General features: G+C 71.9%; 5 protein-coding genes. 2 read left to right on the top strand and 3 right to left on the bottom strand.

Going from position 1 to position 13533, the window contains the following annotated elements; all coding sequences use genetic code 11:
• The first annotated feature begins 24 nt into the window (after positions 1 to 24).
• Positions 25 to 1284, top strand: a complete 1260-nt coding sequence (locus V5P93_RS29845) for a CoA transferase (protein WP_104481755.1) — start codon at positions 25 to 27, stop codon at positions 1282 to 1284.
• Between the two features lie 55 nt (positions 1285 to 1339).
• On the opposite strand, the gene V5P93_RS29840 is transcribed toward V5P93_RS29845, so the two are convergent.
• The 3 genes from V5P93_RS29840 to V5P93_RS29830 form a co-directional block, all read right to left on the bottom strand.
• Positions 1340 to 4531 (bottom strand): S8 family serine peptidase, encoded by a 3192-nt coding sequence (locus V5P93_RS29840; protein ID WP_104481756.1) that lies wholly within the window; start codon positions 4529 to 4531, stop codon positions 1340 to 1342.
• A 386-nt stretch (positions 4532 to 4917) separates the two neighbouring features.
• Entirely contained in the window at positions 4918 to 8142 is a 3225-nt protein-coding gene (locus V5P93_RS29835; RefSeq protein ID WP_104481757.1) for a S8 family serine peptidase, read from the bottom strand.
• Between the two features lie 366 nt (positions 8143 to 8508).
• Positions 8509 to 11709 (bottom strand): S8 family serine peptidase, encoded by a 3201-nt coding sequence (locus tag V5P93_RS29830; RefSeq protein ID WP_104481758.1) that lies wholly within the window; start codon positions 11707 to 11709, stop codon positions 8509 to 8511.
• A 394-nt stretch (positions 11710 to 12103) separates the two neighbouring features.
• On the opposite strand from V5P93_RS29830, the gene V5P93_RS29825 reads away from it, so the two are divergent.
• Positions 12104 to 12862, top strand: a complete 759-nt coding sequence (locus V5P93_RS29825; RefSeq protein WP_104481759.1) for a VOC family protein — start codon at positions 12104 to 12106, stop codon at positions 12860 to 12862.
• Positions 12863 to 13533 lie beyond the last annotated feature (671 nt).

The raw sequence follows: 13533 nt of genomic DNA, 5'->3' as shown, positions 1-13533 counted from the left end.
CGACGAGCGGGTCGTGCGCCCGCTATGAGGCTCGTCGGCGACGAGGACGTCATCGCGGGCCCGTTCCGGGTGGCGCTGGCCGCCGCCCGGTGCGTCGGCGAGGTCACCGAGGCCGCGGCGGAGTTGTTGCGGCAGCGGGGAACCGAGCCCGGTCCGGTCACTGTGGACGTTCGGCACGCGGTCGAGTCGTTCCGCAGCGAGCAGCACCTGCGCGTCGACGGCGAGGTGCCCGGCGACCTGTGGGCGCCGCTGACCGGCGACTACCGGGCCGCCGACGGCTGGGTCCGGGTGCACTGCAACTACCCGCACCACGAGGCCGCCGTGAAGGCCGTGCTCGGCGAGGACGTCGCGGCGGGCGCCGCGGTCCGGTCGGCCGAGGACGTCGTCGAGGCGGTGATCGACGCGGGTGGCGCGGCATCGTGGTTGCGCGCACCCGAGGAGTGGGCCGCGCACCCGCAGGGCCGCGCGGTCGCGGCGGAGCCTTTGGTTGCCGTGGAACGGATCGCCGACGCCCCGGCGCGCCCGCTGCCGCGCGCCGACCGGCCGCTCGCGGGTGTGCGGGTGCTGGAGTTGACGCACGTGCTCGCCGGACCGGTCTGCGGCCGGACCCTGGCCGCGCACGGCGCGGACGTCCTGCACATCGGCGCCGCGCACCTGCCGACCATGTGGCCCGCCGTGGTGGACACGAGCTTCGGCAAGCGCACCGCGCACCTGGACCTGCGCACCGACCCGGCCCGGGACCGGCTGCGCGAGCTGCTGGCCGACGCGGACGTCATGGTGCAGTCGTTCCGCGCGGACTCGCTGGCCGCCAAGGGTTTCGGTCCGGTGGATCTGCCGCCCGGCGCGGTCCTGGTCACGCTGAACGCTTACGGCCACACCGGCCCGTGGCGCACCCGCCGCGGCTTCGACAGCCTGCTGCAACTCGCCACCGGCATCGCCTATCGGGGCGACGGTGCCAAGCCGGTCCCGCTGCCCGTCCAGGCGCTCGACCACGCGGCGGGCTGGCTGGCGGCCCTCGGCACCATCCAGGCGCTGCACCGCCGCGCCACCGAGGGCGGGACCTGGCACGTCCGCGTCTCCCTCGCCCGCACCGCGCTCTGGCTGGACTCGTTGGGGCGCGTCGACTCCACCGATTCGCCGGACCCGGTTGACGCCTACCTGTCAGAAATGGACAGTCCATTGGGGAGTGTCCGGCACATCCGGATCCCCGGCGGCCTTCCTGGCGCGCCCCCGCGCTGGGGCCACGGTCCGCGCGTTCCCGGTTCCGACGAACCGACTTGGTGACAGCGCACGACCGGCCCCCGGGAATCCCGGGGGCCGGTCATGTGCCAACCGATCTCTACCGCTTGGTCAGCAGGTAGGCCTTGATGATCGTCTGCTGGACCGTGCCGCCGCGCGAGTCCTCGGCGGTGGCGCGCAGCGACACCGAGGTCGCGCCGCGCGGGTGGTCCAGCTGGACCTCGGACTTGTCCTTGACCCGTGCCCGCTGCCAGGTCTTGCCCTCGTCGTAGGAGACCTCGACGTCGAGCCTGCGGGCCCGGCCCTGGCTGCCGTCTTCCAGCCGCAGCGCCACGGGAACGGTGAACTTCCCGGTCGGTGCCGCGTTGTTCGCGTCCAACCTCGGGGAGAACCGCACCACCGACAGCTTGATCGGCTCCGGGGCGGGTCCCGCCTGCGACCGGAACGTCCACGCCGCCGAGACCCGGGTGCTCACCTCGTACTCCGGTGCCCGGGTCGCGCTCGCCTCCAGCCGGAACTCGCCCGACGCGTCGCCGATGGGGAGCGCGGCGCCGAGTTCATTGCCGCTGCCCAGCTCGCGATCACCCTGGAACAGCGCGAGTCTCGCCGTACTGGTCTCCGTGAAGCCGATGTTGTCGCCGCCGTCGCCGAACAGCGAGACGACCGCCACCAGGTTCCCGCCGATCCGCTGGACGCGGGTCTCCGCCTGGTCGAACGCGGGGCCGAACACCGCCACGTTGGTCCGCTGCCGGTAGGTGTGGCCCCCGCGCGGGACGAACGCCTTGCCGTAGAACTGGGCGTTGTGCGACGCCGCGCCGATCAGCAGCGTGTCCGCCGACCACGTCTGGCCGGTCGCGGCGATCTGGTCGGTGTACTCGTCGCCCGGGGCGAGGTACCCGATTCCGGCCGAGCCCCCGCCTGCCTGGCCCGCCCTCGCCGCGAACACCCGGACCGTCTGGGTGTCGGGGATCCGCTTGCCGATCGTGGTCTTGATCGTCGCCAGGTCCCTGGCCGCGACCGACTCGCGCAGGCCGTGCGGGAGGTCGCCCGCGCCGGAGTACGCGACGAACCGCGACTGCGTGGCGTCGGCGTAGCGGGCCACCAGCTGCCATTTCACGTCCTGGACGGTGCCCCGGGACCCGATCTGGCCGGTGCGCAGGCCGCCCAGGTCGGCGACACCGAGCGCGTTGCCCTGGCCGCTGCCGCTGGGGCTGGTGGCGTCGAAGGCGATGAGCCCGCCCGCGGACGGCACCTCCGGGTCCGGCAGCCGGATGTCGACCGGACCCGCGTCCCGCCGGGTGTCCACGTCCAGGGTCGTCGCCTTGTCCACCACGACCGAGGGGGCCGTGATCAGCGCGGTCGTCTCATCCCCGAAGTACACGTTGGTGATGAAGTACTCGCCCTTGGGCAGCCGGGTGCGCGCCGTGCCGGTCGCGTCGGCGAGCGCCTCGGTGTGGTAGCCGTCGGCCACACCCCACGCGAACCCGATCCAGATGCCGTTGGCCGCGTCGACGCCGCTGTAGCGCACGGTCACGTCGTAGGCCTCGGACTCGCGTTCGACGGCCACCGGCGTGGCCAGGGCCTGCCCGCCCCCGGTCGCCGTCACGAAGCCGCTGAAGAGCCCGTCGACGGTGCCGATCCGGGTGTCGGCGGTGATCCGCACCGACGCGGTGCCGCCCGCCGGGACCGCCACCGTGGTCGCGGACAAGGTGACCACGCCCGCGGGCGCGGGCTTGCCGTCCGGCCCCTTGACGTCCAGCGCCAGGTCCAGGGTCACCGCGGCTGAGGAGCTGTTGCGGTAGGTGATGTCCTTGCTGACCGGCGCGTCGTCGTCGTGCGGCCAGAGCTGCGTGCCCAGGCTCGCCGTGGACGGCGAGGCCGTCAGGGTCTGGGTGAGGGCCTTGGCCACGTCGACGCGTCCCGCGCCCTGCTGGAACACCCCCTGCGCCGGGTTCGGCTTGGCCGAGGCGGTCAGCAGGGCCTTGAGCTGCGCGCCGGTCCAGTCCGGGTGGGCCTGGGCGAGCAGCGCGGCGGCGCCCGCGACGTGCGGGGTGGCCATGGAGGTGCCGGACATCGACACGTACCCGGGCTCGGCTGGCTCGCCGATGGTGCCGTTGGCGGCCTTGGCGGCCACGATGCCCGAGCCCGGCGCGGTGATCTCCGGCTTGATCGAGCCGTCGAGCGTCGGGCCCCGGCTCGAGAAGAAGGAGATGCTGTCGTCGCGCTCGACGGAGCCGACGGTCAACGCGGACGGGGCGCTGCCGGGCGAGCCGATGCTGCGGGGGCGTGGGCCGGAGTTGCCCGCCGCGACCACGAACAGCGCGCCCTTCTCCGCAGACAACCGCTCGACGGCCTCCTCGATCACGTCGACCTCGGGCGTGTCCGAGGCGCCCAGGCTCAGGTTGACGACGTCCGCGCCCTGCGCCACCGCCCACTCGATACCGGCCAGCACCCAGGAGTCCCGACCGCCGCCCGCGCCGAGGACCTTGGCGTCGAGGATCTTCGCGCCGTTGGCCACGCCCCGGTACTTGGCGCCGCCACCGGCGATGATCGAGGCCACGTGCGTGCCGTGGCCGACCCGGTCGACCTGGTCCTCGTCGGTGAAGTTGGCTTGCGCGACCTCACGGCCCGCCAGGTCCGGGTGGGTCTCGTCGACGCCGGTGTCGACGACCGCGACCTTGACGCCGGTTCCGGTGAGCCCGGCCTGCCAGGCGGCCGGGGCGCCGATCTGGGCGGTGCTGCGGTCGAGGTCGGGTGTGCGCTTGGCGTCGAGCCACAGCTTCCCGCCGGGCGCGACCAGGCTCTGCCACGAGTTCGGCAGCGCGGCCTTGTCCGCCGACAGCGCGCGGGCGTCGACCGCGGTGAAGTCGCGGGTCTCGCGGACACCGGCGGCGCGGGTCGCGGGGCCGGTCTGGATCAGCGGTAGGTCTGCGCTCCGCTCGTCGTAGCCCGCGTCGACCAGGGCGTCCACGTCGAACAACCGGCGGTCGAGGGCGCCGGAGCGCAGCAGCGGCACGGCGTCGACCGGGACGACCAGGGTGTGGCCGTCGGCGGTGGTCGTGTAGTGGCGGACCCGCTCGCGGCCCTTGGCGGGCACGAACAGTGGCCGCCTCCCGTGGCCGGGTACGACGACCCGGTCGCCGGTGACCAGCGTGACCACCGGCCCCTTGACGTCTGCGGCGAGCGGGGAGCCCGCCGTGGCGGGCTCGGCGGCGGCCGTGCCGGTCGCCGTGCTGATCAGGCCGAGGACTAGTGCCGCGGTCGAGGCGACCGCGATGGTGCGTCTAGGCATGAGACCCCCGTCGGAGAATCCGATTCTGGGCAAAGGGGAGTGCGGAAGGGGCGCGTGATTCCACCCGTTTCGACAATCCCCCAGTGGCCACGAAACTAGCCGGCGCCGTTGCCCGGTAGCAATCCGCCAATTGGATGTCCGGTCGGCGAAAAACCGACCCGTTCGGATGTTCGGCGCGGCGTGTTTTTCGCCTACTGGGAATGGTGATCACGAGCTGGTAAGGATTTCAAGACCTGGTCCCATCGAATTACTTGGCGGCTTCTGGGAGAACGGGAGATGTCCGCGGCCGCGACATTCGTGCCCGGAGTTCCGGCGATTTTCAAGCGGTGGTGAAACACGGTCGGGCCCCGGGGAACCCCGGAGCCCGGCCGCGTTCGAGCCGATCTCTACCGCTTGGTCAGCAGGTAGGCCTTGATGATCGTCTGCTGGACCGTGCCGCCGCGTGCGTCTTCGGCGGTGGCGCGCAGGGACACCGAGGTGGCGCCCTTCGGGTGGTCCAGCAGGACTTCGGACTTGTCCTTGACCCGTGCTCGCTGCCAGGTCTTGCCTTCGTCGTAGGAGACCTCGACGTCGAGCCTACGGGCCTTGCCGTGGCTGCCGTCCTCCAGTTGCAGCGCGACGGGGACGGTGAACCGGCCCGTCGGCGCGGCGTTGTTCGCGTCCAACTTCGGTGTGAACCGGACAACGGACAACCGGATGGGGTCCGGTTCCGGGTTCGTGGTGGGCTGGGACCGGAACGTCCACGCCGCCGACACCCGGGTGCTCACCTCGTACTCGGGTGCCCGGGTCGCGGTCGCCTCCAGTCGGAACTCGCCGGACGCGTCGCCGATCGGCAGGACACCGCCGAGGTCGGGGGTGCTGCCCAGTTCGCGGTCACCCTGGGACAGCGTGAGCTTGGCGGAGGTCGTGTCGGTGTAGCCGACGTTCCCCGCGCCGTCGCCGAACAGCGGGGTGTCCGCGCCGAGCAGACCGTTCCACCGGCTGACGAACGGGTACTTCGACGGCGCGAAGGCGGGGCCGAACACGGCCACGTTCGCCCGGAACCGGTAGGTGTGCCCGCCCTTCGGCGTGAAGGCCGTCCCGGCGAACTGGGCGAAGTGGGCGGCGTCGGGACTCGCGCTGAGCAGGGTGTTGTCCGAGGTCCACCACTGTCCGTCGCCCGTGTTGACCTGCTCGGTGAACTCGGACCCCGCGGCCTCGTAGGCGTCCCCGAGGAACGCCGAGTCCGACCCGGTGGGACCGACCGAGAAACCGCGGGTCACCAGCGTGTCCGGCAACCGCTTGCCGATCGAGGTCTTGATCGTCGCCTGGTCCTTGGCCCGCACGGTGCCGCGGAACCCGCGCGGGACCTCGCCGTCGCGGAAGAACGCGGAGAACCACTTGTGCGTGTCGTCGGCGTGCGCGGCGAGCAGACCCCAGCGCAGCCGTTCGGCCGAGACCCGGGGCCCGATCTGCCCGATGCGCAGCGACGCCAGGTCGGTGGTGCGGACCCCGACGCCGAAGATGCCCGTGCCGTCGGCGCTCTCGGACTCGAACGCCGTGGAGGCGAGGCCGAGGGGCACCGCCGGGTCCGGGGTGCGGACGTCGAGCGGCCCGGTGGCCCTGCGGACGTCCACGTCCACGGTCTCCGTCCGCACGACCGCGGTGGCGGGCGCGGAGATCATCGCGCTGACCCGTTGCCCGGCGGCGTCGAGGTTGAGGTGGGCGAGGAAGTACTCGCCCTTGGGCAACCGCAGGCGCAGCACGCCGTGCTCGTCCGGGCTGTCGCCGAGGTAGAGCTGCTGCTCGTGGTTCCACACGATGGAGACCCAGTTGCCGTCGGACTTCCCGGCGGCGTCGCGGTAGCGCAGGGTCAGGTCGTAGCTCTCGATCTCGCGCTCGACCGCGACCGGGGTGCGCAGCGCCTGCCCGCCGCCGGTGGCGGTCACGCCGCCGCCGTAGGCGCCGTCGAGGGTGCCGATCCGGGTGTCCGCGGTGATCCGCACCGACGCGGTACCGCCCGCCGGGATGGTGACCTTGGTGGCGGACAACGAGAACTGACCCGCCGGTGCCGGTTTGCCGTCCGGACCGTTGATGTCCAGGCCGAGGTCGAGGGTCACCGCGGCGGCGGAACCGTTGCGGTAGACCAGTTCCTTCGTGACGGGGGTGTCGTCGTTGTGCGGCCAGAGCTGCGTGCCCAGGTTCAGCGCCACCGGAGTGCTGGTCAGGGTCTGGGTGAGTGCCTTGGCCACGTCCACGCGGCCCGCGCCCTGGTCGAACGGGCCCGCGGCCGGGGTCGGCTTGGCCGAGGCGGTCAGCACCGCCTTGAGTTGCGCGCCCGTCCAGTCCGGGTGCGCTTGGGCGAGCAGCGCGGCGGCGCCCGCCACGTGCGGGGCGGCCATGGAGGTACCGGACATCCGCACGTAGCCCGGCTCGACCGGGTCGCCGAGGAAACCGTTGGCGGCCTTGGCGGCCACGATGCCCGAGCCCGGCGCGGTGATCTCCGGCTTGAGCGCGCCCTCCAGCGCGGGGCCCCGGCTGGAGAACCGGGAGACGCTGTCGTCGCGCTCGACGGAGCCGACGGTCAACGCGGACGGGGCGCTGCCGGGGGAGCCGATCGTGCGCGCTATCGGGCCCGAGTTGCCCGCCGAGACCACGAACAGCGTGCCCTTCTCCGCCGACAACCGCTCGACGGCCTCCTCGATCACGTCCAGTCCGGGCGCGTCCGTGGTGCCGAGGCTCATGTTCACGATGTCCGCGCCCTGCGCGACGGCCCACTCGACGCCCGCGAGCACCGACGAGTCCGAACCGCCGGTCTGGCCGAGGACCTTCGCGTCGAGGATCTTCGCGCCGTTGGCCACGCCCCGGTACTTGGCGCCGCCGCCCGCGATCGTCGACGCCACGTGCGTGCCGTGGCCGACCCGGTCGACCTGGTCCTCGTCGGGGACGAAGTTCGCCTGGGCGATCTCACGACCGGCCAGATCGGGGTGCGTCTCGTCGACGCCGGTGTCGACGACGGCGACCTTGACGCCGGTTCCGGTGAGCCCGGCCTGCCACGCCGCCGGGGCGCCGATCTGCGCGGTGCTGCGGTCGAGGTCGGCCGTGCGCTTGGCGTCGAGCCACAGCTTCCCGCCGGGCGCGACGAGGTTGCGCCAGCCGGTGGGCAGCGCGGCCTTGTCGGCGGAGAGGGCGCGGGCGTCGACGGTGGTGAAGTCGAGGGTCTCCCGCACGCCCGCCGCGCGGGTGCTCGGCCCGGTCTGGATCAGCGGCAGGTCCGCGCGCCGCTCGTCGTAGCCGGACTCGGCCAGGGCGTCCACGTCGAACAACCGGCGGTCGAGCGCGCCGGAGCGCAGCAGCGGCACCGCGTCGATCGGGATCACCAGGGTGTGGCCGTTGGCGGTGGTGGTGTAGTGGCCGACGTGCTCGCGGCCCTTGGTGGGCAGCACGAGCGGTCGCCTGCCGTGCCCCGGCACGACGACCCGGTCGCCGGTGACGAGCGTGACGATCGGCCGGTTGGCGGCCTGGGTATCGGTGTTGGGCACGGGTTCGGCGGCGGCCGTGGCGGCCGCCGTGCTGATCAAGCCGAGGACTAGTGCCGCGGTCGAGACGGCCGCGGTCGTGCGTCTGGGCATGTGACCCCCGGTCGGAGAATCCGATTCTGGGCAGGGGGGAGCGCGAAAGGGCGTGTGATTTCCCCCCGTTTCCGCAATCCCCCCGGTGGGCACGAAGCTAGCCACCGGCGTCGCTTGGGAGCAATCCGCCAATTGGATGTCCGGCCGGCGAAAAACCGACCTGTCCAGCGTAGTGGGCCTAAGGCTATGTGCAGGGGTTCACTTACTGGGAGCGTTACATGATCCCCTGAAGACGTTTCCGTATCAATTCCATGACTTCGTGTCGGCGAGTTGTTCGGCGCCGGGGGACATTGGTAGTCGTCGGTTGCGCCATTTGTCCCCGGCACCCTGCCCGCCGCCTACCGGCGGTGGAACGGGGGGCGGCACCTACCGCTTGGTCAGCAGGTAGGCCTTGATGATCGTCTGCTGGACCGTGCCGCCGCGTGCGTCTTCGGCGGTGGCGCGCAGGGACACCGAGGTGGCGCCCTTCGGGTGGTCCAGCAGGACTTCGGACTTGTTGTGCACCCGTGCTCGTTGCCAGGTTTTGCCTTCGTCGTAGGAGACCTCGACGTCGAGCCTGCGGGCCTTGCCGTGGCTGCCGTCCTCCAGTTGCAGCGCCACGGGAACGGTGAACTTCCCGGTCGGCGCCGCGTTGTCGGCGTTCAGGTTCGGCTTGAACCGGACGGCGGCGAGCTTGATGGGCTCCTGGTCGGCCCCGGGCCGCGACGTGAAGGTCCACTCCGCCGACACCCGGGTGCTCACCTCGAACTCCGGTGCCCGGGTCGCGGTCGCCGTCAGCCGGAACTCGCCCGCCGCGTTCCCGATGGGCAGCACGGATTCCACGAGGTCGCCGCCGCTGCCCAACTCGCGGTCACCCTGGTACAGCGTGACCTTCGCCGAAGTCGTCTCGACGAACGCGACGTTGTCCGCGCCGTCGTTGAACAGCGGGGTGGCCACCACGAGCGACCCGTCCCGGCGCGCGAACCACGGCTCGAACTGGGCGCCGAACCCGGGGCCGAACACGGCCACGTTCGCCCGCTCCCGGTACGTGCGGCCCTTCTTCGGGACGAACTGCGAACCGTAGAACTGGTTCAGCCGGGACTGCCCGTCGACCACCAGGTTGTTCGAGGTCCACCGCGCGCCGCCGGTGGTGACCTGGTCGGTGAACTCGGTTCCCTCGACGGCGTGGCTGATCCCGAAGCCCGGGTCGTCCGGGCGCGTGCTCGCGGACAGTTCGCGGATCACGCGCGAGCCCGGCAGCGACTTGCCGATCGTGGTCTTGATCGTCGCCTGGTCCTCGGCCCGCACGGTCCCCCGGAACCCGCGCGGGACCTCGCCTTCGCGGAAGAACGCGGAGTACCACGAGTGCGTGGCGTCGGTGTGCGCGGTGAGCAGCGACCAGGTCAGCCGCTCGGCCGAGACCCGGGGACCGATCTGGCCGATGCGCAGCGACGAGAGGTCGTCCTTGCCGATCCCGGTGCCGAATCCGCCACCGCCGGGGGCCCGGGAGACGAAGCTGATCGAGGCGTAGCCGAGCGGCACCGCCGGGTCCGGGGTGCGGACCTCGATCGGCCCGGCGTTCTTCCGCACGTCGACCTCCTGGGTCGTCGCCCTGGTCACCGCGACGGTCGGGGCGGTGATCACCGCCTTGGCCACCTGCTGGGTGCCGTCCGCCGCGAAGTTGACGTGGGTGAGGAAGTACTCGCCCTTCGGCACGCGCAGGCGCGCCACACCGGTCTCGTCCGCGTAGACCTGGGCGGTGTACCAGGTGACGGGGTTGATCGCGGTGGTCAGCCAGTTGTCGTCCGCCGCGCCGGTGGCGTCGCGGTAGCGCAGGGTCAGGTCGTAGCTCTCGGACTCGCGTTCCACCGCGACCGGGGTGCGCAGTGCCTGCCCGCTTGCCGTCGCCGTCACGACGCCGCTGAAAAGCCCGTCAGCGGTGCCGATCCGGGTGTCGGCGGTGATCCGCACCGACGCGGTACCGCCGGCCGGGACCGTGACCTTGTCCGCTGACAACGCGAACAGGTCCGCCGGTGCGGGTTTCCCGTCCGGTCCCTTGACGTCCAGGCCGAGGTCGAGCGTCACGTCGGCGGCGGAACCGTTGCGGTAGGCCAGTTCCTTGGTCACCGGGGTATCGTCGTTGTGCGGCCACAGCTGGGTACCGAGGCTGACCGCGGATGGCGTCGTAGTCAGGGTTTGGGTGAGTGCCTTGGTCACGTCCACGCGACCCGCGCCCTGGTCGAACGGACCCGCGGTCGGGTTCGGCTTCGCCGAGGCGGTCAGCACCGCTTTCAGTTGCGCTCCAGTCCAATCCGGGTGCGCCTGCGCCAACAACGCCGCCGCACCCGCCACGTGCGGGGCCGCCATCGAGGTGCCGGACAGCGCGACGTACCCGGGCTCGACCTGGTCGCCGATACGTCCCTGCGCGGCCTTGGCGGCCACGATGCCCGCGCCGGGCGCGGTGATCTCCGGTTTGATCGAGCCGTCCGGGCCGGGACCGCGGCTGGAGAACCGGGAGACGCTGTCGTCGCGGTCGACGGAGCCGACGGTCAGCGCCGAGGGGGCGCTGCCGGGGGAGCCGATCGCGTGCGCGGTCGGGCCCGAGTTGCCCGCCGAGACGACGAACAGCACACCCTTCTCCGCCGACAGGCGCTCGACTGCCTCTTCGAGGACGTCGAGCCCCGGGGTGTCGGTGGCGCCGAGACTCATGTTGATGATGTCGGCGCCCTGCGCGACGGCCCACTCGATGCCCGCGAGCACCGACGAGTCCGAGCCGCCGATCGGGCCGAGGACCTTGGCGTCGAGGATCTTCGCGCCGTTGGCCACGCCCCGGTACTTGGCGCCGCCGCCCGCGATGATCGAGGCGACGTGGGTGCCGTGGCCGACCCGGTCGACCTGGTCCTCGTCGGTGAAGTTGGCCTGGGCGATCTCGCGGCCCGCGAGGTCGGGGTGGGTCTCGTCGACGCCGGTGTCGACGACCGCGACTTTGATGCCCGCACCGGTGAGCCCGGCCTGCCAGGCGGCGGGGGCGCCGATCTGGGCGGTGCTGCGGTCGAGGTCGGGGGTGCGTTTGGTGTCGAGCCACAGTTTCCCGCCGGGGGCGACGAGGTTGCGCCAACTGGTGGGCAGCGCGGCCTTGTCGGCGGAGAGGGCGCGGGCGTCGACGGTGGTGAGGTCGCGGGTCTCGCGGACACCGGCGGCGCGGGTGCTCGGGCCGGTCTGGATGAGGGGGAGGTCCGCGCGCCGCTCGTCGTAGCCGGACTCGGCGAGGGTGTCCACGTCGAACAGCCGCTGGTCGAGCGCGCCGGAGCGCAGCAGCGGTAGGGCGTCGATCGGGATCACCAGGGTGTGGCCGTTGGCGGAGCTGGTGAGGTGGTCGACGTGTTCGCGGCCCTTGGCGGGCAGGAACAGCGGTCGCCGTCCCTTGGGTGGCACGACGACCTGGTCACCGGTGACCAGCGTGACGAGCGACCGGTGCGCGGTCTGGGTCGTGGTTGTCGGCGCGGGCTCGGCGGCGGCGGTGGTCGCGGCCAGCGAGCCGAGGATCATGGCCGCGGTCGAGACGGCCGCGGTGGTGCGTCTGGGCATGTGACCCCCGGGTCTGCGGAATCCGATTCCGGAATGCGAAAGCGGAACATTTACGCGGTTCGCGATTTCTCGGTGGCAAGAAGTTAGCCATCTCCGTTGCCCGGCCGCAATCCGCCAACCGGACGTGCTGACCAGCGCGGAATTAACGTTCTAGCGGTCTTCCGTCCAAGACTCCGTGGAGGGTTTCACCTGTTGGGAGCGATGTTCGCACCCGGGGGTCAGTTGTGTATCAATTCCATTTACCGTAGCCCAGCGAGTTGTTTGGCGGACCGATTTTCGCTGGTTTTGCTATTCATCGCCGGTCATCGCCCGCCTGAGGGAGTGCCGCTGTCGGTGGTTGGGGTTAGCGTGTCCGCGTCTGTTCGACCACCAAAATATTCTCTTGGAGGAACACATGGTCACCCGCGACACCGCCTGGGAGCCCGGCACCCCCTGCTGGGTCGACCTGGGCACCGACGTGGCCAAGGCCAAGGTCTTCTACTCCGCCCTCTTCGGCTGGCAGATCGAGGAGGGTGACCCCCAGTTCGGCGGCTACGCCAACTGCTTCGTCGACGGCCGCCCGGTCGCGGGTCTCGGCCCGCTGCAGGAGGGCCAGGAGACCGGCTGGGTCACCTACCTGTCCACCACCGACCTCGACGCCACCCTCGAGAAGGTCACGGCGGCGGGCGGCAAGGTGTTCGTGCCGCCCATGGAGATCGGCGAGATGGGCGCCATGGCCATCGCCGCCGACAGCACCTGCGCGACCTTCGGCCTCTGGCGCTCCGGGATCCACACCGGCATGCGGCTGGCCAACGAGGTCGGCGCCGTCACCTGGAACGAGCACCTGAGCACCGACTACGACAAGGCCAAGCAGTTCTACGCCGACGTCCTCGGCTACTCCTACCAGGAGGTGGGCGACGACGGCTTCAACTACGCCACCATCGTCACCACCAACCCGGAGTGGCCTGTCGGCGGCATCGGCGGCAACACGGACAAGTCCGGGTGGACGACCTACTTCCAGGTCTCCGACGCCGACGCGGCCGTCGCCAAGGTCCAGGAACTGGGCGGCAAGCTGGTGTCCGGCCCGACGGACAGCCCGCACGGCCGCAACGCCGTCGTCACCGACGACCAGGGCGCCGAGTTCGTGGTCATCGCCGTCCCGTCCCAGCAGTAGCCCTCGACCCGCCGCCGCAGGCGGGCTCGGCCACCCGCCGACCCGCCCGCGGCGCGGTCACCCGACCCCGACTACCCGACCGTGCTTCCACCCGCTCAGTGGGCGTTCGCGCGCACCAGCCAAGCCACCACCGCGACACCTGTCGCGGACGGACGCGGCCACCCGCTGACTCGCGCCCGACGCGTCCCCGCGCCTCGTGCTCCTACCGCTTCTCGGCACTTGCCCTCACCGGCCAGCACCACCAGGCCCGCCACGGCAACACCCGTCGCGGATGGACGCGGCCACCGCTGAGTCGCGCTCGGCGCGGACACCCACCTCCAACCACCTGGTCGAGCTTCCCGTCCACGCACCGGGCTTTGCGCGATGCTCGCCCGGTCACCGAGTTCGCCGCCTTGGCGGGTCCGTGGCACGAGTCGCGGGCAGACTCTCGGCCATCCCGCCGACCGCCCGCGCTTCCACTCACCCACCGGGCTCGCCTTCAGTGGCTGGCTCATCGCCAGGCCTGCCGCCGCGATACCCATGGCAGACGGATGTGACCACTCCCTGAGTCGCGCTCCGCGCGGTCCCTCATCTCCAACCACCCGGTCGGGCTTCTCGTCCACGCACCGGGCTTTGCGCGATGCTCGCCAAGTCACCGAGTTCGCCGCCTCGGTGGGTTCGTGGCACCAGCC

Origin of the sequence: Actinokineospora auranticolor (assembly GCF_041897805.1) — a bacterium.
Taxonomy (GTDB): Bacteria; Actinomycetota; Actinomycetes; order Mycobacteriales; family Pseudonocardiaceae; genus Actinokineospora; species Actinokineospora auranticolor.
The sequence above is the reverse complement of the archived record's forward strand: the minus strand, read 5'-3'. Positions and strand labels throughout refer to the sequence as shown.